The organism is Trujillonella endophytica (assembly GCF_900110555.1).
In the GTDB taxonomy this organism is placed as follows: domain Bacteria; phylum Actinomycetota; class Actinomycetes; order Mycobacteriales; family Geodermatophilaceae; genus Trujillonella; species Trujillonella endophytica.
On record NZ_FOEE01000010.1, the window covers coordinates 1 to 19,045 of the forward strand.

The 19,045-nt window shown below is 75.1% G+C and carries 20 protein-coding genes; 16 read left to right on the forward strand and 4 right to left on the reverse strand.

The genetic code is table 11. The annotated features are described in order from the left end of the window. Both BMY88_RS15640 and BMY88_RS23895 read left to right on the forward strand, forming a co-directional pair. The coding region (locus tag BMY88_RS15640; RefSeq protein ID WP_170861134.1) for an amidohydrolase family protein at positions 1-591 on the forward strand (591 nt) is incomplete at its 5' end. Between the two features lie 141 nt (positions 592-732). Next, on the forward strand, positions 733-1,218 hold the full coding sequence (locus BMY88_RS23895) for a hypothetical protein (protein ID WP_170861135.1): 486 nt from the start codon (positions 733-735) through the stop codon (positions 1,216-1,218). A gap of 28 nt (positions 1,219-1,246) precedes the next feature. Here the strand turns inward: BMY88_RS23895 and BMY88_RS15650 are convergent, their stop codons facing one another. After that, positions 1,247-2,554, reverse strand: coding sequence for a tryptophan 2,3-dioxygenase (locus tag BMY88_RS15650; RefSeq protein ID WP_091945405.1), 1,308 nt, complete (start codon positions 2,552-2,554; stop codon positions 1,247-1,249). Between the two features lie 240 nt (positions 2,555-2,794). Further along, the gene (locus BMY88_RS15655) at positions 2,795-3,277 is read right to left on the reverse strand and encodes an inorganic diphosphatase (protein ID WP_428978321.1); all 483 of its coding nucleotides are present in this window, start codon (positions 3,275-3,277) and stop codon (positions 2,795-2,797) included. 69 nt (positions 3,278-3,346) lie between these two features. On the opposite strand from BMY88_RS15655, the gene dacB reads away from it, so the two are divergent. The 10 genes from dacB to BMY88_RS15705 all read left to right on the forward strand — a co-directional run bounded on the left by dacB (position 3,347) and on the right by BMY88_RS15705 (position 12,890). Then, positions 3,347-4,774 (forward strand): D-alanyl-D-alanine carboxypeptidase/D-alanyl-D-alanine endopeptidase, encoded by a 1,428-nt coding sequence (gene dacB / locus BMY88_RS15660; RefSeq protein ID WP_091945412.1) that lies wholly within the window; start codon positions 3,347-3,349, stop codon positions 4,772-4,774. Between the two features lie 45 nt (positions 4,775-4,819). After that, a complete protein-coding gene (locus BMY88_RS15665; protein WP_091945415.1) occupies positions 4,820-5,911 on the forward strand; it encodes a zinc-dependent metalloprotease in 1,092 nt (363 codons plus the stop codon). A 5-nt stretch (positions 5,912-5,916) separates the two neighbouring features. Next, positions 5,917-6,945: a tRNA lysidine(34) synthetase TilS gene (tilS, locus tag BMY88_RS15670; protein WP_091945418.1), complete on the forward strand. Its 1,029-nt coding sequence runs from the start codon at positions 5,917-5,919 to the stop codon at positions 6,943-6,945. After that, positions 6,942-7,529, forward strand: a complete 588-nt coding sequence (gene hpt, locus BMY88_RS15675) for a hypoxanthine phosphoribosyltransferase (RefSeq protein WP_091945422.1) — start codon at positions 6,942-6,944, stop codon at positions 7,527-7,529. Before tilS ends, hpt begins: the two co-directional genes overlap by 4 nt. A gap of 268 nt (positions 7,530-7,797) precedes the next feature. After that, positions 7,798-9,798: an ATP-dependent zinc metalloprotease FtsH gene (gene ftsH / locus BMY88_RS15680; RefSeq protein ID WP_091945425.1), complete on the forward strand. Its 2,001-nt coding sequence runs from the start codon at positions 7,798-7,800 to the stop codon at positions 9,796-9,798. Between the two features lie 34 nt (positions 9,799-9,832). Continuing rightward, positions 9,833-10,450 (forward strand): GTP cyclohydrolase I FolE, encoded by a 618-nt coding sequence (gene folE, locus BMY88_RS15685; RefSeq protein WP_091945430.1) that lies wholly within the window; start codon positions 9,833-9,835, stop codon positions 10,448-10,450. 76 nt (positions 10,451-10,526) lie between these two features. Then, positions 10,527-11,390: a dihydropteroate synthase gene (gene folP, locus BMY88_RS15690; RefSeq protein ID WP_244524709.1), complete on the forward strand. Its 864-nt coding sequence runs from the start codon at positions 10,527-10,529 to the stop codon at positions 11,388-11,390. Continuing rightward, positions 11,383-11,769 (forward strand): dihydroneopterin aldolase, encoded by a 387-nt coding sequence (folB, locus tag BMY88_RS15695; protein WP_091945434.1) that lies wholly within the window; start codon positions 11,383-11,385, stop codon positions 11,767-11,769. Before folP ends, folB begins: the two co-directional genes overlap by 8 nt. A gap of 81 nt (positions 11,770-11,850) precedes the next feature. Further along, a complete protein-coding gene (gene folK, locus BMY88_RS15700) occupies positions 11,851-12,351 on the forward strand; it encodes a 2-amino-4-hydroxy-6-hydroxymethyldihydropteridine diphosphokinase (RefSeq protein ID WP_091945437.1) in 501 nt (166 codons plus the stop codon). Continuing rightward, positions 12,348-12,890 carry a DUF3180 domain-containing protein gene (locus tag BMY88_RS15705; protein ID WP_091945440.1) on the forward strand — a complete coding sequence of 181 codons (543 nt, stop codon included), beginning with the start codon at positions 12,348-12,350 and terminating at the stop codon, positions 12,888-12,890. Before folK ends, BMY88_RS15705 begins: the two co-directional genes overlap by 4 nt. On the opposite strand, the gene BMY88_RS15710 is transcribed toward BMY88_RS15705, so the two are convergent. Further along, positions 12,887-14,059 (reverse strand): ABC transporter ATP-binding protein, encoded by a 1,173-nt coding sequence (locus tag BMY88_RS15710; RefSeq protein WP_244524710.1) that lies wholly within the window; start codon positions 14,057-14,059, stop codon positions 12,887-12,889. The two genes, BMY88_RS15705 and BMY88_RS15710, sit on opposite strands and share 4 nt — an antisense overlap. 29 nt (positions 14,060-14,088) lie before the next feature. Between BMY88_RS15710 and BMY88_RS15715 the strand changes: the two genes are divergently transcribed. The 4 genes from BMY88_RS15715 to BMY88_RS15730 all read left to right on the forward strand — a co-directional run bounded on the left by BMY88_RS15715 (position 14,089) and on the right by BMY88_RS15730 (position 18,181). Further along, on the forward strand, positions 14,089-14,784 hold the full coding sequence (locus BMY88_RS15715; RefSeq protein WP_091945443.1) for an ABC transporter permease: 696 nt from the start codon (positions 14,089-14,091) through the stop codon (positions 14,782-14,784). 10 nt (positions 14,785-14,794) lie between these two features. Next, positions 14,795-15,532: an ABC transporter permease gene (locus BMY88_RS15720; protein ID WP_091945446.1), complete on the forward strand. Its 738-nt coding sequence runs from the start codon at positions 14,795-14,797 to the stop codon at positions 15,530-15,532. Positions 15,533-15,681: 149 nt separating this feature from the next. After that, positions 15,682-16,695, forward strand: coding sequence for a glycine betaine ABC transporter substrate-binding protein (locus tag BMY88_RS15725; protein ID WP_091945449.1), 1,014 nt, complete (start codon positions 15,682-15,684; stop codon positions 16,693-16,695). A 79-nt stretch (positions 16,696-16,774) separates the two neighbouring features. Then, a complete protein-coding gene (locus BMY88_RS15730; protein WP_091945452.1) occupies positions 16,775-18,181 on the forward strand; it encodes a DUF6779 domain-containing protein in 1,407 nt (468 codons plus the stop codon). A 39-nt stretch (positions 18,182-18,220) separates the two neighbouring features. Here BMY88_RS15730 and BMY88_RS15735 read toward each other — a convergent pair whose 3' ends face one another. After that, positions 18,221-18,973 carry an SDR family oxidoreductase gene (locus tag BMY88_RS15735; RefSeq protein WP_091945455.1) on the reverse strand — a complete coding sequence of 251 codons (753 nt, stop codon included), beginning with the start codon at positions 18,971-18,973 and terminating at the stop codon, positions 18,221-18,223. Positions 18,974-19,045: the final 72 nt, after the last annotated feature.

The following is a 19,045-nucleotide window of genomic DNA, read 5'->3' on the forward strand; positions in this document are numbered from 1 at the left end:
GCCCCGATCGACAACATGATCATCCTGGCCACCCAGGTCTCCACCTTCGCCGCGCAGGACCTCCTGTGGGGCGGCGCGATGACCAGGTACCCGGACCTGAAGATCGCCTGGTCCGAGGCCGGCATCGGCTGGATCCCGTTCTACCTGGACCGCTGCGACCGGCACTACACCAACCAGCGCTGGCTCGGCCACGACTTCGGCGGGAAGCTGCCCAGCGAGATCTTCCGCGAGCACTCGCTGGCCTGCTACGTCACCGACCCGACCGCGCTCAAGGTCCGGCACGACATCGGCGTCGACATCATCGCGTGGGAGTGCGACTACCCCCACTCGGACTCGATCTGGCCCAACGCCCCCGAGTTCGTCAACGCGGAGATGAAGGGGTCCGGCGTGCCGGACGACGAGGCCCACAAGATCCTGTGGGAGAACACCACCCGGTTCTTCGGCCTCGACCCGTTCAAGCACATCGCGAAGGAGTCCGCCACGGTCGGCGCCCTCCGCGCGCTGAGCCCGGACGTCGACACCGAGATCCGCTCCAAGCACGAGTGGCGCAAGCTGTACGACCTGCGCCAGAAGGCCGCCCAGGGCGCCTGAGTTCCCGGCCTCCCCGCGCGGAGGCCGACCGACGCCGCGTCGGCGCGCAGTCCTCACGGGCTGCGCCCCGGCGCGGCGTCGTCGTTCCCGCGGCACGGGGCGTGGCCCGGAGCCGGTGGAAGCGACCGATACGGTTCCGCCGTGAGACGACGCGGAACGACCCTGGCGCTCGTGGCGGGCGCGGCCGCCCTGCTGACCGGCTGCACCTCCGAGGTCTCGGGCAGCGCCGCTCCGGCGGCGGCGCCGACCGCGGCGACGCCGGGGTCCACCACGTCGTCGTCCCCCGCCGACGACGAGGAGCTCCAGGAGACGTTCTGCACGGAGGTCCCCCGGTTGCTGGCCGACATCACCGCGGACCTCGAGGACGTGCGGACCGACCCGGCCTCGGCGGCCGCGGCCCTCGACGACGCCGTCGGCCGCATGGAGGAGGTCGAGCCGCCCGCCGGCGTCGCCGACGCGTGGACCCGCCTCGTGGCGGTGTGGAGCGACCTGCGCGACCTGGTCGTGGCGGTGGACCCGGCCGATCCCGGCGCGTCCGCGGACCTGGCCGAGGGGCTGATCGACCTCCAGGGGGAGCTCGTGGATGCCGGGACCGAGGTCGACGAGTGGGGCCAGGCCAACTGCTGACGCCGGCAGGGCCCCCGAGGCGGGCGGGTCAGCGGTCGGCGGCCGCGACCTCCGGCAGGGCCCAGAACAGCCGGTGGTCCAGCCACGACCGCAGGTAGGACACCCCCGAGGTGTGCCCGCTGCCGCGCGCCTCGCCGAGCATCCGGGTGGCGACCGTGACGTGGGTGCCCTTCCAGCGGCGATGGCTGGCCTCGAGTGCGGCCATGCCGGCCGTCAGCCGGGCGGTCCCCGGGTCGCCGGGCCGCCGCCGCTGCAGGACCTGCCAGGCGTCGGTGAGCGACTCCCGCCCCGTCCCCAGCTCCGCCGACACCGAGGGCACCTGCTCGAACGCCGGACAGTCCAGCCGGTCCGGGGGAGGTGTGCCGCAGCGGACCTCGAAGCGCTTGTACTGCTCGGACTGGATGGCGCTCGCGCCGTCGGTGTGCTCGCGGAACGAGTGGAAGGCCTCGTAGCGCATCGTGGCGACCATCCGGAACAGCGACTGCCCGCGGTCGACCGTCTCGGTGGCCCGGTCGACCAGGTCGGCGGCGAGGCCGGGATGACCGGCCAGCGCGCACGCGGTCGCGTCCCCGATCAGCCGGGCGGCCGTCCCGTAGAGCATCTCGTGGGCCTGCAGGGCCCGGATGAAGAACGTCTCGTCGTGCACCGTCGACACCGGGAGCGCGGAGACGTCGAGCCACTCGGTGGCCCACGGTGCCGGTGCGGCCGGCAACCGGGCGAGCACGTCGGGCAGCGTGGCGAGCGGGTCGGCGGCGACGGCGCCCAGCAGGGCCGTGGCGGCATCGGGGCCCAGGTCGGCCGTCAGCAGGCGGATGGCGTGCCGAAGGCGGGTGCGCAGCGTGCGGCCGTCGGGGCGGCCGAGTGGCGACACCGGCATCCCGCGCCGGGACGCGCACAGCTCCGACCGCACGATGTCGGCCGCGAGCAGGGCCACCAGGCCGGCGTGCGTGAGCGGGGCGCGCGGGCCCTCCACGAGCTGCTCCAGCAGCGGGAGGCACAGATAGGTGCGGTTCCAGTACCGCCCGTCGTAGCGGGCGAGCACGGAGTCGAGGAACGCGTCCAGCCGGGGGTCGCGCCCCCGGTGGTCGGCACGGACGGCGGCCAGGTCGGCGAGCAGGTCGGCGTCCAGGGAGGCCGAGCCGATCCACCGGACCTCCCGGGTGACGACGCGGGCGAGCGTCAGCGCGTTCCCGGGAGCGGTGGACCACTCGCGGACCGCGTTGCGCACCATGGCGCCGACGTCGTCCCGGGTGAGCGCGGTCGAGCAGCCGGCGCCCGGGCCGGCGGGGTGCAGCGGTGTCCCCGGGAGCCTCGCCCGGACCGTGTCGGTGCGCATGCCGGACCTCCAGCGTGCCGTCCCCGCGCGCCAGCACTGTCCGCTTCCGGCGCCGCCCGGGCAACGACCGCCCGCGCCGCGCCGGGCGCAGGTCGCCACCCGGTCACGACGGCTTCACCGTCCGCGAGACAGGAGCGGCGGTGCACCCGGGGGTGCACCGCCGTCGTCCGTCCGTCGTGCGCTCGGCGGCCGCGGAACGCGGACCGGTGGCCGTCCTCCGGAGGGGAGGACGGTCCTTCCTCAGTGGTGGGGGCCGGCCTCGAGCGCCCGCTGGATCGAGGCGTGGATCTCGGCCTCGGCCTCGGCGCGCCCGACCCACTCGGCGCCCTCGACCGACTTGCCCGGCTCCAGGTCCTTGTAGGTCTCGAAGAAGTGCTGGATCTCGAGCCGGTCGAACTCCGACACGTCGGTGATGTCCTTGAGGTGGGACATCCGCGGGTCCGTCGCCGGCACGGTGAGGACCTTGTCGTCCCCACCCGCCTCGTCGGTCATCCGGAACATGCCGATGGCCCGGCAGGTGATCAGGCACCCGGGGAACGTCGGCTCCTCGAGCAGCACCAGGGCGTCGAGCGGATCGCCGTCCTGGCCGAGGGTGTTCTCGATGTAGCCGTAGTCCGCTGGATAGCGGGTGGAGGTGAAGAGCATCCGGTCCAAGCGGATGCGGCCGGTGGCGTGGTCCAGCTCGTACTTGTTCCGCTGGCCCTTGGGGATCTCTACCGTCACGTCGAACTGCACGGGTCGTAGTGTGGCCCACGCCGCCTCGGCCGCTGCGCCGGAGGTGGTTACCAGGGGGTGGAGAGCATCACGTCGAGCGGGTCGACGACCGTCACGCCGAAGTACTCGCGGCTCCGCAGGCGGCTCGTCCTGGTCGGACTCGTGCTGCTCGCCGTGGTCGCGCTGGTGGTCGTCCTGGTCGTCCGCTCGCTCGGTGGGGACGGCGACGGCGGCGACGCGGCCGCCCCCTCGGTCCCCGGCGCGCAGCTGCCGGAGGTCGGCGACCCCGCCCCGGTGCTGGCCTCGCTGGCCGGCGGCGCCCCCGCGCCCGACCCCGCCGCGCTCGACGCCGCCCTGTCGCCGCTGCTCGCGGTCCCGGCGCTCGGCGCGGCCCCCGCCGCCCGGATCGTGGACGTGGCGACCGGCGAGGTCCTGCTCGACCGCTCCGGCGACCGCCCCGCCGTCCCCGCGTCGACCGCCAAGCTGCTCACCGCCGTCGCCGCCCTGACCGCGCTCGACCCCGACGACACGCTGGCCACCACCGTCGTCGCCGGGTCGGTGCCGGGCGAGGTGGTCCTCGTGGGCGCCGGCGATCCGACGCTGTCGACCACGGTGCCGTCGCAGACCTACCCCGGGGCGCCGACCGTGGCCGACCTCGCCGGCCAGGTCCGGGCGGCCCTCGGCGGGACCCCGGTCACCGGCGTCGTGGTGGACAACGGCATGTTCTCCGGCCCGCTCACCGCGCCCGGCTGGGGTCCCGGCGACGCCCCCTCCAGCTACGCCGCGCCGGTCACGGCCACCGCCGTCGACGGCGCCCGGATCGCCCCGGGGAACCCCCAGCGCAGCGGCGCCCCCGGCACCGACGCCGGCCGTGCCCTGGCCGCGGCCCTGGGCGTGCCCGCCGCGACGGTCGGCCTGGGCGAGGCGCCCGAGGGCGCCCGCGTGCTCGGGACCGTGCGGTCGGCGCCGATCGGCCGGCTGGTCGAGCAGATGCTGGCCCAGTCCGACAACCTCCTCGCCGAGGCACTGGCCCGGCACGTGGCTCTCGCCCGCGGCCTGCCGGCCACCTTCGACGGCGTCGCCCAGGCGGTGCCGGCCGCCCTGGAGGAGGCCGGCTTCGACGTCGACGGCGTGCTCCTCGCCGACGGCAGCGGTCTCTCGGCCGCCGACCGGGTGCCCGCGGCGCTGCTCGCGCGGGTGCTCGTCGCCGCGGCGGAGGGGTCCACCGCCGACCTGTCGGCGATCGTCTCGGGGCTCGCCGTCGCGGGGTACGACGGCACCCTCGCCGACCGCGGGGACGACGACCCGGCGACCGCGCCCGGCGCCGTGCGCGGCAAGACCGGCACGCTCCAGGGCGTGCACGCGCTGGCCGGCACCGTCGTCACCGCGGACGGGCGGCTGCTGGTCTACGCCTTCCTCGCCGACGGCGTCTCGACCGGCGCGCAGCCCGCCGAGGACGCCCTCGACGAGGCCGCCGCCGCGCTGGCCGCCTGCGGCTGCCCGTGAGGCCGGCGGAGGTCGCGAGTCGCTCCCCACGCGTACGGTGAGCCGATGAGCAGCGCCTCCTCGATGGTCGACTGGGACCTCGCCGGACGCACCGCCCGCCGGCTGGTCGGCCCGGGTCCGCAGACGACGCGGGAGGAGGCCGCCGCCGTCGTCCGCGAACTTCACGAGGCCGCCGCCACCGCGATCGCCCACGTCGAGGGGCTCACCGGCCTGCGCCCGGTGCCCGGCGGCCCGGTGCCCGAGGTCGCCGTCGTCGACCGGCCCGGCTGGGTCGACGCCAACACCGCCGGCATGGCGGCGCTGCTGGACCCCCTGGTCGACGCCCTCGCCGAGAAGCAGGGCCACCGGCCCGGCGCGATCGCCACCGCCATCGGCTCGCGCGCCACCGGCGTGCAGGCCGGCGCGGTCCTGTCCTTCCTCTCCTCCCGGGTGCTCGGCCAGTACGAGGTCTTCGGCACCGGCGGGCGCCTGCTGCTCGTGGCCCCGAACATCGTCGACGCCGAGCGCCGGCTCGGGGTGGACCCCAGCGACTTCCGGCTCTGGGTCTGCCTGCACGAGGTGACCCACCAGTTGCAGTTCACCGGGGTGCCGTGGCTGCAGGGGCACCTGGAGTCGCTGATCGCGGAGTTCGTCGAGGCCACCGACCTGGACGCCGACGTGCTGCGCGACCGCCTGCGGGACGTCGTCCGCAGCCTGGGCGACGCCGTGCGCGGTGGCGAGGCCGTCGACGACGAGCCGCAGGGGCTCATGGCACTGGTCAGCGACCCCGCGCAGCGGGCGGTCCTGGACCGCGTCACCGCGGTGATGAGCCTGGTCGAGGGGCATGCCGAGTACGTCATGGACGGTGTGGGCCCCGACGTCGTCCCCTCGGTGCGCACGCTGCGCAAGCGGTTCGCCCAGCGGCGGAAGGGCCGCGGCCCCGTCGACCGCGTGCTGCGCCGCCTGCTGGGCCTGGAGCAGAAGATGAAGCAGTACGCCGACGGGCGGTTCTTCGTCGGCGGGGTCGTCGACCTCGTCGGCATGGAGGGCTTCAACCGCGTGTGGTCCGGTCCGGAAGCGCTGCCGCGGATCGAGGAGCTCACCGACCCTGCCCGCTGGGTGGACCGCGTCATCGGCCGGCCCGCCATCCCCGCCTGATCCGCGTGGGAGGGCCCCCGCCCGCGGTCGCCGCCCTGCGCGTCGCCGTCCGGCCCGGCCTGCTCTTCTCCGACCGCCCGGTGCTGGTGGCCTGCAGCGGGGGAGCGGACTCCGTGGCGCTGGCCGCCGCCCTGGCCTTCGAGGGGCGCGCCTGCGGCGTGCCCGTCGGCGGGGTGACGGTCGACCACGGCCTCCAGCCGGGGTCGGCCGAGCGGGCCGGGCGGACGGCGGAGCTGCTGCGGGAGCTGGGGCTGGACCCGGTGTTCGTCCGGACCGTCGCCGTGGGCACCGACGGCGGACCCGAGGCCGCCGCGCGCGCCGCCCGCTACGCCGCGCTGGCCGCGACGGCGCTGGGACACGGCGCCCGGATCGCGCTGGGCCACACCCTCGACGACCAGGCCGAGACGGTGCTGCTGGGCCTCGGCCGGGGCTCCGGACCGCGCTCGGTGGCCGGCATGGTCGCCACGCGGGAGGACGACGGCGTGCTGTGGTGGCGGCCCCTGCTGGGCGTCCGGCGGGCGACCACCCGGCAGGCGTGCGGCGACCAGGGCCTGCCGGTCTGGGACGACCCGTGGAACGCCGACCCCGCCTACACCCGGGTCCGGCTGCGCACCGAGGTGCTGCCGCTGCTCGAGGACGTCCTGGGCGGTGGCGTGGCCCCTTCCCTGGCCCGCACCGCCGAACTGCTCCGGGAGGACCTGGACGCCCTCGACGGCCTGGCAGCCGCAGAACTGGGCCGGCTGCGCACGGAGGGGGCCGACGGCGGCCTCCCGGCCCGACCGCTGGCCGCCCTGCCCGCGGCCCTGCGGCGGCGGGTGCTGCGGGGCTGGCTGCGCGCCGCCGGCGTCCCGGACCTGCAGGCGGTGCACCTGCGCGCGGTCGAGACCCTCGTCACGGGGTGGCGCGGGCAGGGCCGGGTCGACCTACCCGGCGGGGCGGGGGTGGTCCGGGCGTCTGGCACTCTGGTCGTGCTGCCGCCGGTGCGCCGGAGCGGCCCCCCTGCACCCGGACACCTCGAGGAGCCCCTGCCGTGACGGACCCAGCCAGCCCTCCCGCCGGCCTCGGTCCCGACCACGGGTACGGCCCGGACATCGACCACGTCCTGCTCAGCGAGGCCCAGATCCAGAGCAAGATCGGCGAGCTGGCCACCGTCGTGGCGCGGGACTACGCCGGCAAGGAGGTGCTGCTCGTCGGCGTCCTCAAGGGCGCGGTCCTCTTCATGAGCGACTTCGCCCGGGCGTTGCAGCTGCCCACCCAGATGGAGTTCATGGCCGTCTCCTCCTACGGCAGCGCCACCAGCTCCTCCGGTGTCGTCCGGATCCTCAAGGACCTCGACCGCGACATCAGCGGCAAGCACGTGCTGGTCCTCGAGGACATCATCGACTCGGGCCTGACCCTCTCCTGGCTGCTGAAGAACCTCGGCGGCCGCGGTCCGGCGTCGCTGGAGGTCTGCGCCCTGCTGCGCAAGCCCGACGCGGTCAAGGTCGAGGTGCCGGTCAAGTACATCGGCTTCGACATCCCGAACGAGTTCGTCATCGGCTACGGCCTGGACTACGCCGAGCGCTACCGGGACCTGCCCTACATCGCCACGCTCAAGCCCGAGGTCTACTCCGGCTGACGCCGGCCCCGGCCGGCACCGGGCCCGGGCGCCGTCCCCGCGGCGAGCGAATCCCGACCGCGGCACCCGGCGGCGACCCTCCGGGCACGGCCACGCATACGGGTTACTCGCCGCTCGCGTTCAGCGTTCGCACAGGCCGCCCGGTGTACCGTCGATCGCAACGACGCCGCACCGACGCGCGCGGGGCCACCCGCTGTGCAGGTCGCGTCCCCCGGACGATCAGGAGGGTCGACGGGTACGGCTCCTTCGGGCCGCCCGGCATCGGTGTATGGAACGCAAGAAGATCTTCCGCTCCGTGTGGTTCTGGGTCGTCCTCGTCGTCCTGCTGGCGGTGGGGTTCTCCGCCCTGTTCAGCGGCGGCGAGGACTACAAGGACGTGTCCACGGCCACGGCCCTCGAGCAGATCGAGGACGGCAACGCCGAGAAGGTCACGATCAACGACAAGGAGCAGACGCTCGACCTCGAGCTGACGAACCCGGTCGAGGGCAGTGACCGGATCACGGCGTCCTTCCCGGTCGGCGGCGCGGACGACGTCTTCGACATCGTCGCGGGTCAGGGCGGCGACGGCGTCGACTTCGACACGAACGTGACGCAGGAGAACATCTTCGTCAGCGTCCTGATCAGCTTCCTCCCGTTCGTCATCCTCCTGCTCCTGCTGTTCTGGCTGTTCAACTCGATGCAGGGCGGCGGCCGCGGCGTCATGGCCTTCGGCAAGTCGAAGGCCAAGCAGATCACCAAGGACACCCCGAAGACGACGTTCGCCGACGTCGCCGGCGCCGACGAGGCGATCGAGGAACTCCACGAGATCAAGGACTTCCTGGCCAACCCGGTGAAGTTCCAGGCCGTGGGTGCCAAGATCCCCAAGGGCGTGCTGCTGTTCGGTCCGCCCGGCACCGGCAAGACGCTGCTGGCCCGCGCGGTGGCCGGCGAGGCGGGCGTGCCGTTCTTCACGATCTCCGGCTCGGACTTCGTCGAGATGTTCGTCGGCGTGGGCGCCAGCCGGGTCCGTGACCTGTTCGAGCAGGCCAAGCAGAACGCGCCGGCGATCATCTTCGTCGACGAGATCGACGCCGTCGGCCGGCACCGCGGCGCCGGCATGGGCGGCGGCCACGACGAGCGCGAGCAGACGCTGAACCAGATGCTCGTCGAGATGGACGGCTTCGACGTCCGGGGCGGCGTCATCATGATCGCCGCCACGAACCGGCCCGACATCCTCGACCCCGCCCTGCTGCGCCCCGGCCGCTTCGACCGGCAGATCGCCGTCGACCGCCCCGACCTCATGGGCCGCAAGGCGATCCTCGCCGTCCACGCGAAGGGCAAGCCGCTCGCCCCCGACGTCGACCTGGAGACGCTGGCCCGGCGGACGCCGGGCTTCACCGGCGCCGACCTGGCCAACGTCCTCAACGAGGGCGCGCTGCTCACCGCCCGGCACGGCGGCACCGTCATCACCGACGAGAGCCTCGAGGAGGCCATCGACCGCGTGCTGGCCGGCCCCGAGCGAAAGACGCGGGCGATGAGCGAGAAGGAGAAGAAGGTCACCGCCTACCACGAGGGCGGGCACGCCCTGGTGGCGCACGCACTGCCCAACCTGGACCCGGTGCACAAGGTGACGATCCTGCCGCGCGGCCGCTCGCTGGGGCACACGCTGGTGCTGCCGACCGAGGACAAGTACACCCAGACCCGGTCGGAGATGATCGACACGCTCGCCTACGCCCTGGGCGGTCGCGCCGCGGAGGAGCTCGTCTTCCACGAGCCGACCACCGGCGCGGGCAACGACATCGAGAAGGCCACGTCGATGGCCCGGGCGATGGTGACCCAGTACGGCATGAGCGCCAAGCTGGGTGCGGTGAAGTACGGCAGCACCGACTCCGAGCCGTTCCTCGGCCGCGACATGGGCTCGCGACCGGACTACTCCGAGGCCGTCGCCGCCGACATCGACGCCGAGGTGCGCGCGCTCATCGAGGCCGCGCACGACGAGGCGTGGGAGATCCTGGTGGAGTACCGGTCGGTGCTCGACCAGCTCGTCCTCGAGCTCATGGAGAAGGAGACCCTCTCCAAGGACGACATGGCGCGGATCTGCGCCCCGGTCACCAAACGCCCCTCGCTCGCGCCGTACAACGGCTTCGGCAAGCGGACGCCGTCGGACCAGCCGCCGGTGCTCACGCCGTCCGAGCAGGCCCAGCTCAGCCTCACCAAGGGCAACGGCAACGGGCACGTGGTCGGCGGGTCGAGCCCGGTGGGCGACGTCGGTGCGCCCGTGCAACGGTGAGCAGGCCGTAGCCCCCACCAGCGAGGAGTTGCCCGTGAGCGAGATCCCCGAGGAAGCCGAGGACGAGGTCCGCCCCGTCTACGGGCAGATCGACCACGCGCGTGCCGAGGCCGCCGTCCGCGAGCTGCTGATCGCGGTGGGGGAGGACCCCGACCGGCCGGGGCTGCAGAACACTCCGGGCCGGGTGGCCCGCGCCTACGCCGAGACCTTCGCCGGCCTGTGGCAGGACCCCTACGAGGTCCTCGCGACGGTCTTCGACGAGGACCACGACGAGATGGTCCTCGTGAAGGACATCCCGATGTACTCGACCTGCGAGCACCACCTGGTGCCCTTCCACGGGGTCGCGCACGTCGGCTACATCCCCGGGGAGGACGGGCGGGTCACCGGCCTGTCCAAGCTCGCCCGGCTCGTCGACATGTACGCGCGCCGCCCGCAGGTTCAGGAGCGCATGACGCGGCAGATCGCCGACGCGCTGCACGAGGTGCTCAAGCCCCGCGGCGTGATCGTGATCGTCGAGGCCGAGCACCTGTGCATGGGCATGCGCGGCATCCGCAAGCCCGGATCGTCCACGGTGACCTCCGCGGTGCGCGGCATGTTCCGCGACAGCGCGGCGACCCGCAGCGAGGCGATGAGCCTGGTCCTGGGCAGATGAGGCGACGGCGAGTGAGCATCGCAGCGAGCTCTGCGAGCGAGGAGCGGAGCGAGCGCGGAGCCGAACCGTTGGCACAGTGACCCGGCCCCTCCAGCTCCCGCAGCCGGGGCGCTGCGTGGTGATGGGCGTCCTGAACGTCACCCCCGACTCGTTCTCCGACGGGGGCTGCTTCGCCGACGCGGCGACGGCGGTGGCGCACGGGCTGGCTATGCACGCGGCTGGTGCCGACTACGTCGACGTCGGCGGCGAGTCGACCCGGCCCGGCGCCGACCGCGTGGACGCCGACGAGGAGTGCCGGCGGGTGGTGCCGGTGGTCCGCGAGCTCGCTGCCGCCGGCGTGCGGGTCAGCGTGGACACGACCCGCGCCGAGGTGGCCGAGGCCGCGATCGGTGCGGGTGCCGTCCTGGTGAACGACGTCAGCGGCGGCCGGGCCGACAAGAACATGGCCGAGCTCGTGGCCGAGACCGGCGTGCCGTGGGTGCTCATGCACTGGCGCGGCCACAGCCGGGAGATGTACGCGGCCGCCCGCTACGGCGACGTCGTCACCGAGGTGTGCGCCGAGCTGACCGCCCGGGTGGAGGACGTCGTCGCCGCGGGGGTGGACCCCGCGCAGCTGGTGCTCGACCCGGGCCTGGGCTTCGCGAAGCGGGCGGAGCACAACTGGCGGGTGCTGGCGGGCCTGGACCGCGTCGTCGGCCTGGGCCTGCCGGTGCTCGTCGGGGCCTCCCGCAAGACCTTCCTCGGCCGCGAGCTCGCCGGGCCCGACGGCGCGGTCCGCCCCGCCGAGCAGCGTGACGCCGCCACCCTGGCCACGACCGTGCTCGCGGCGGAGGCGGGGGCGTGGGGCGTGCGGGTGCACGACGCCGCGGCCTCGGTCGACGCCGTCCGTACCGTGGCCGCCGTCCAGCGCGCCCGACAGGAGATCCGAACCCGTGCCTGAGCAGCTCCCCGCCCACACCCCGGACCGCATCACCGTCCGGGGCATCACCGCGCACGCCCACCACGGCGTGTACGACTGGGAGCGCGAGCGGGGGCAGACCTTCGTCGTCGATGCCGTCCTCGAGCTGGACACCCGGCCCGCCGCCGCCGGCGACGACCTCGAGCGCACGGTGAACTACGCGGAGCTGGCCCAGCGGCTGCACGGCATCCTCACCGGCGAGCCGGTGGACCTCCTCGAGACCCTCGCCCAGCGGATGGCCGACGCCTGCCTGGCCAACCCGCTGGTCGACGCCGCCGAGATCACGCTGCACAAGCCGGACGCGGAGCTCGGCGTCCCCTTCGACGACGTCACGGTCGCCATCCGGCGTCAGCGCCCATGACGAAGAACCCACCTCTCCCCCCGACTCGCGCGCTCGCCGCGGGATCCGGAGGCGGGCCGAGGAGCGGACCGGAGAAGGCGCATGTCTAGGGCGGTGCTGTCGCTGGGCGCCAACCTCGGGGACCGCGCCGCGACCCTGGCCGAGGCGCTCGAGGCCCTCGCCGCCGACGGACTCGTCGCCCGCTCCGCGCTGTTCGAGACGCCGCCCTGGGGTCCGGTCGAGCAGCCGGCGTACCTGAACGCGGTCGCGCTGGTCGACGGTCCCCACGACGCCGCCGGCTGGCTGGCCCGCGCGCACGAGCTCGAGCAGGCGGCCGGCCGCACCCGCGAGGTCCGCTGGGGGGCGCGCACGCTGGACGTCGACGTCGTCACGGTCGAGGCCGACGGCGCGGCCGTGCTGTCCGACGACCCGGTGCTGACGCTCCCGCACCCGCGGGCGCACGAGCGGGCCTTCGTGCTGGTGCCGTGGGCGTCGGTGGACCCCGCCGCCGTCCTGCCCGGGCACGGGCCCGTCGCCGACCTCCTCGCCGCCCTGCCGCGGGAGGAGGTCGACGCGGTGATCCGCTGGGAGCCCCGGCCGTGACGCCGGTCCGCCGCCGCGACCTGGCCGTCGTCGCCGTCGGGCTGGCTCTGGCGACCTGGCTGGTGGTCCGCTCGGTCTACGGGGACCTGCCGCCCCTGCGCTGGTGGCTGCCGGTGCCGCTGGCGCTGCTCGCCGTCACCGAGGGGCTGGCCGCCCGCACGCTGGGCGCGCGGCTCGACGCCGTGCGCGAGGCGCGCCGCACCGCCCGCGGCGGCGCCCCGGAGGCGGCCACGGCCCACCGCCCCGGGCTGGTGCGCCCGGTCGAGCCGCTGCTCGTGGCCCGCGTCGCGGTGCTGGCGCAGGCGAGCGCGTACATGGGCGCCGTGTTCGTCGGCGTGTGGACCGGGGTGCTGCTGTACGTCGTCCCGTCGCTGGACCGCCTGGACGCCGCCGGGGACGACACGGTCACCGGCGTCGTCGGCGTCCTCTCCTCGGCCGCCCTCGTCGTCGCCGCGCTGTGGCTGGAGCACGTCTGCCGCGTCCCGCCGTCCCGCGACGACGAGGGCGGCGCGGCGGCCGCCCGGGGTGCCGGGCGCTAGCCCGACGAGGCGACGGAGCGGCGCAGGGTCGCGTGCACCGTGCCGGCCGTGAGGACGCCGAGGTAGCTCCCGCCGTCGACGACCGGCACCGCATCGACGTCCTGGCGCAGCAGCACCGACAGGCCCGCCTTGAGCGTCGCCGAGACGGGCACGGGCTCCTCGATCGGCCGCATCGCCGCGGCCACCGTGCCGCTCCCGCCGGCGCGGCCGGCCGGCAGCCAGCCGCACGGGCGGCCGGCGCCGTCGAGCACCACGGCCCCGGCCGCGCCGGCGAGGGCCGCGGCGGCCTCGCCCAGCGTCGTCCCGGCGTGCACGACGGGCGGGTGGTCCAGGTCGGCCGGGTCGATGAGGGTGACGGCCAGGCGCTTGAGGCCACGGTCGGCGCCGACGAAGTCGGCCACGAACGGGCTCGCCGGCCGGCCGAGCAGGTCGGCCGGCGGGGCGAACTGCTCCACGTGGCCGCCGGCGCTCATGATCGCGATGCGGTCCCCGAGCCGGACCGCCTCCTCGATGTCGTGGGTGACGAAGACGATGGTCTTGCGCACGGAGGACTGGAGCCGGAGGAACTCGTCCTGCAGCCGCTCGCGGACCACCGGGTCGACGGCGGAGAACGGCTCGTCCATCAGCAGCACGCCCGGGTCGGCCGCCAGCGCCCGCGCCACCCCGGCACGCTGCCGCTGCCCGCCGGAGAGCTGGGCCGGGTACCGGTTGCCGTGGACGGCGGGGTCCAGGCCGACGGTGGTCAGCAGCTCGTCGACGCGGGCCCGGGTCGTGCGCCGGTCCCAGCCGAGCAGCCGGGGCACCGTGGCCACGTTGGCCCGCACGGTCCGGTGGGGGAAGAGGCCGACGTTCTGGATGACGTAGCCGATGCGGCGGCGCAGCCGGTCGGCGTCGACCCGGGTGACGTCCTCGCCGTCGAGCAGGACGCGGCCGGTGGTCGGCTCGATGATCCGGTTGATCATCTTCATCGTGGTGGTCTTGCCGCATCCGGACGGGCCGACGAGGACGGTGAGCTCGCCGGCCGCGAAGGTGAGGTCCAGCTCCGCCACCCCGACGGTGCCGTCGGCGTAGACCTTGCTGATCCCCTCGAGGCGGATCTCGGGGGCGTCCGACGCCGACGGCGTCGGAACCAGGGCAGCGGGGCGTACGGGTGCGGCAGTAGCGTCCACGGGGTGGCCCTCCTGTCGGTGCGCCCCTGATGGGCGCGGCGAGCGACGTGGTGCTCGCGGTCGACGAGGCACCGAACCCCTGGTTCGACCCGTCGTACGTCTCGGACAACTGGGACACCATTGTGGGCCACCTGCGCGAGCACGTCTGGCTGACCGTCGCGGCGGTGGCCATCGGCGCCGCCATCGCGCTCCCGCTGGCCCTGCTCGCCCGCCGCGGCCGGTGGCTCGCCGGGCCGGTTCTCGCCCTGTCGACGGTCGTCTACACGATCCCGTCGCTGGCGATGTTCGCCTTCGTCTTCCCGCTCACGGGGCTGTCGGCCACGACCGTCCTGGTCGGCCTGACCGCGTACTCGCTGGTGATCCTCGTCCGCAACTTCCTCGCCGGCCTCCAGGGTGTGCCCGCCGACGTGCGCGAGGCCGCGCGAGGGATGGGCATGGGCCCGCTGCAGCTGTTCCTCCGCGTGGACCTCCCCCTGGCCCTGCCGGCGTTCATGGCCGGGCTGCGCATCGCCACCGTGTCCACCGTGGCGCTCACGACGGTGGGCGTGCTGGTGGGGCACGGCGGGCTCGGTCAGCTCATCACCGGCGGGCTGAACGCCAACGAGTACCGGGCGGAGATCGTCACCGGCGCGGTCGGCTGCGTGCTCCTGGCGCTGGTCGCCGACCTGCTGCTCGCCGGCATCGAGCGGCTGCTGACCCCGTGGGCGCGGGCGGCGCGGTCGTGAGGGGGCCGGCGTGAACGACTTCGAGCGGGCGATCACCTACCTCAACGACCCGTTCAACTGGACCCGGCGCAACGGCATCCTCGACCTGCTCGCCGAGCACGTCGCGGTCTCGGCGGTCGCGGTCGCGGCCGCGATGGTGATCGCGCTCCCGATCGGCGCGGCGCTCGGATCGGCGCGGCGCGGCTCGGGCGTGGTCGTGGTCGTGTCCAACGTCAGCCGCGCGATCCCGACCCTGGCGCTGCTCACCCTCTTCGCGGTCTCGCCGATCGGCTTCGGCAACCGGGCCACGGCCATCGCGCTGGCCGTGTTCGCGATCCCGCCGATCCTCACCAACACCTTCGTCGGGTTCCGCGGCGTGGACGCCGAGGTCCGTGAGGCCGCCCGGGCGATGGGGATGTCCCGCGGCCAGGTGCTGCGCCGCGTCGACGTCCCGTTGGCCGCGCCGCTGGTGCTCACCGGCATCCGGACGGCGACGGTGCAGGTCGTGGCCACCGCGACGCTCGCCGCCCTGGTCGGTGGCGGCGGGCTCGGGCGGCTGATCAACCTGGGCTTCGGGCAGCGCGACTACGGCGTCATGATCGCCGGCGCGATCCTGGTGGCGGCCCTGGCCCTGCTGACCGAACTGGCGCTCGTCGTCCTCTCCTGGGCGGTGACGCCCGGCCAGCGGCGGCTGCCGTTCCGCCGCGTACCGCGCACCGACGCCGCCGTAGGCAGGCCCGAGCCCACGGCGTCCGGCATCCCGCTGTGATCGCGCCGCTCGCATAACAAGGCGGCAACACATCGGCCGGACAGTTGGAGCTGCCGCCGCTGCGGGGGTTGCATGACCGGCGCGGGAGTTCTCCCGCCAGACACGCGTCGGGCCCCTGTGGGCCGACGGGACACAGAAGGCGGGCAGTTGTGACGAGGCGTACGCGGTTCCTCACCCCCCTGGCGATCGCGGCGGTGCTGGCCACCGCGGCGTGCGGCGACTCCGGCTCGTCCGGCACCGGCGGCGGTGAGACCAGCGGTGGCTCGGCCAGCGGGGACGCCTGCGCGCCGATCCCCGGCGAGCAGCTCGTCGTCCTCGAGGACGACCAGGAGCTGCAGCTGGCCGACAACATCGTCCCCGCGGTCAACGGCGCGACCGCGTCCGCGCAGCCGGCCCTGGTGCCCGCGCTCGACGCGGTGTCGGCGGCGCTGACGACCGAGGAGCTGATCGGGCTCAACGCCGCGGTCGACCTGGAGCGCCGCACCGTCGACGAGGTCGCGGCGGAGTGGGTCGAGGAGAACGGCGTCACCGAGGGCCTGGAGCAGGGCAGCGGCGCCATCGTGGTCGGGGCCACCGACTGGAGCGAGTCCGAGGTCCTCGCCACGATCTATGCGCTGACCCTGGACGCCGCCGGCTTCGACACCGAGGTCCGCACGGTGGGCAGCCGCGAGCTGTACCTGCCGGCGCTGCGCTCCGGCGCGGAGATCCAGGTCTTCCCCGAGTACCTGGCCACCGTCACCGAGGCGCTCAACGCCGAGTTCAACGGCCCCGACGCCGACCCGGTGGCCACCAACGACGCGCAGGAGACGGCCGGCGCCGCGCGGCCGCTCGCCGACCAGGCCGGCCTGGTCTTCGGCCAGCCGGCCGAGGCCGTGGACCAGAACGCCTTCGCCGTGACGCAGGAGTTCGCCGACGAGCTCGGCATCAGCACGCTCTCCGAGCTGGCCGACGCCTGCGGCGACGGCTCGCTGGTCCTCGGTGGCCCGGAGGAGTGCCCCACCCGGCCGTTCTGCCAGCTCGGGCTCGAGGAGACCTACGGGCTGCGGTTCGCCGAGTTCGTCCCGCTGGACGCCGGTGGCCCGCTGAGCAAGAACGCCATCCTCGGCGGCGAGGTCTCCGTCGGGCTCGTGCTCAGCTCGGACGGCGCTCTGGCCGAGGGCTGAGCGGGGCGCCGGTGACTTCTGGATCTCGGCAGCCGTTCGGAGCGTGAGCGGGAGCCCTCGCACCGTTACCCTTGCGGTCATGCGCGGAGAGCTGGGCGAGTCGAGCGGCGCCGCTCACCCCTCCGCCGGGTCCCCGCCCGCGCTCTGGCGCACCGCGGGTCTGGCGCTCGGCGCGGTGCTGGCCGTCGCCGCCACCGTCGTCGTCTTCCTGACCGACGACCCGCAGATCCTCCGGCTGGCCGTCGTCGGCGGCGCGTGGGCGTTCGTCCTCGCGCTGCTGGCGGCCGGGCGGCGGCGTGGGGGAGCCGACGATGGCGCCGGCCCGGGCCGGGCTCGTGAGCTGGAGCTCGCCCGCGAGGCGGCGGGTCGCCGGGAGCACGAGCAGGCGACGGACAACCGGCTGCGCCGCGAGGCCGACGACGCCATGCGCGCGGAGCTCACGGCACTGCGCCGGGAGGTCGCCGGACTGACCGCGCTGCGCTCGGACGTGGCGGCGCTGGGGGCGCTGCGCTCCGACGTGGCGGCGCTGGGGGCGCTGCGCTCCGACGTGGCGGCGCTGGGGGCGCTGCGCTCCGACGTGGCCGCGCTGGGCGCGCTCCGCCAGGAGATGGCGGCGCTCGGCGCCCTGCGCGAGGACGTGGCCCGGGTCGCCGACGCCCGGACCGAGCTCGGCCAGCTCGCCGACCTGCGCGCCGACGTGGGCCGGCTGCGCGCGGAGCTCACCGAGCAGCTGTCCAGCGAGATGTTCCTCGAGCGGGTGGTCATGCGGACCCAGTCCTCCCGCGGCCCGCTCGGGACGGGCCCCGTCGGCACGGTCGAGGGGCCCAGCACCCGCACGATCGAGTCGGTGAGCTGGTCCGACGAGACGCCCCGCGAGCTGTCGGGGGGCTGGCCCGCGGTCCGGCTCGACGCCCCCGCACCGCAGCCCGTGGCGCCCGAGGTGCACCGGCCGGAGCCCGTGGCCGAGGTGCACCGGCCGGAGCCCGGAGCCGAGGTGCGCCCGCCGGAGCCCGCTCCCGGGGCGCCCGTCACCCGCGGGTACGAGGCGCTGCAGGGCATCCGGGCCCAGCAGCAGGCCCACGTCCAGGAGCCGGTCTCCCCGATCCCGGACTCGTACCGGGCGCCCGTCCCGGCCGACTCGTCCCGTCGTCGCCGTCGCACCGACGACGCGCCCCCGGCCGAGCAGCTGACGGTCGAGCAGCCCCTGGCATCGGTGCAGGCGGTGTCGGAGCTCGACGCGTGGCCGCGGCCACCGGCGCCCCTGCCCCCCGAGCCCCTGCCCCCCGAGCCCCTGCCCCCCGAGCCCCTGCCGGTCGAACCGCTCACGGTGCAGACGCCGGCCATCCCCACGCCGGGGGAGGCCCGGCTCGCGCAGATCCTGGCCGAGAGCCGGGCGAACGCGGCGGCGTCCGGTCGCCGCCGGCACCGCTATCGGGACGACGACGAGGAGGACGACGTCCTGGCGCGGGTGCTCGGCCGGCACTGATGCAGGCCCCGCTGCTCGGCTCCCGTCAGGAAGTTGCGCTTAGGCCGGGCCGCGGGAGAGCGAGCCGCCGTCGAGCACGAGGGTCTGGCCGGTGACCCACCCCGCGCCGTCGCCGAGCAGGTAGGCCGCGGCCTCGCCGACGTCCTCGGGTTCGCCGAGCCGGCCGGCCGGATAGGCCTGCGCGGCCTCGGCCTCGCGGCCCTCGTACAGGGCGCCGGCGAACCGGGTCTTCACCACGGCCGGGGCGACCGCGTTGACCCGAACGCCCGGGCCGAGCTCCACCGCCAGCTGGGTGACCAGGTTGATCAGCGCCGCCTTGCTGACGCCGTACCCGGCGATGCCGGGGGAGGCCTTGAGGCCGGCCACGGAGGCCACGACCAGCACCGATCCGCCGTGCTCGGCCATCCACGCCCGCCACGCCTCCTGCACCAGGCCGAGGGTGGCGACGACGTTGGTGTCGAGGATCTTGCGGAACGCGGCGAGGTCCAGGTCGACCATCGGCCCGTGGACCGGGTTGATGCCGACGTTGCCGACCAGCATGTCGAGGCTGCCGAACGTGTCGACGGCGGTGGCGACGGCCTCGGCGCGGTGCTCGGCGTCACCCGCGTTCCCGGCCACGCCGACGGCGACGTCCGGGCCGCCCAGCGCGGTCACCGCCTCGGTCAGCGCCTCGGGCCTGCGCGCGGTGACCACCACCCGCGCACCCCGCCGGACCAGGCTCTGCGCGATCGCCAGGCCGATGCCCCGGCTGGCGCCGGTGACCAGCGCGGTACGTCCCTCGAGGTCGCCCATGTGCTCCCTGCCCCTCGGCGTCGGTCGGTTGCCGCGTCACGGTAGAGAGCCCGGCTCTGGCTCGCGCGCCGG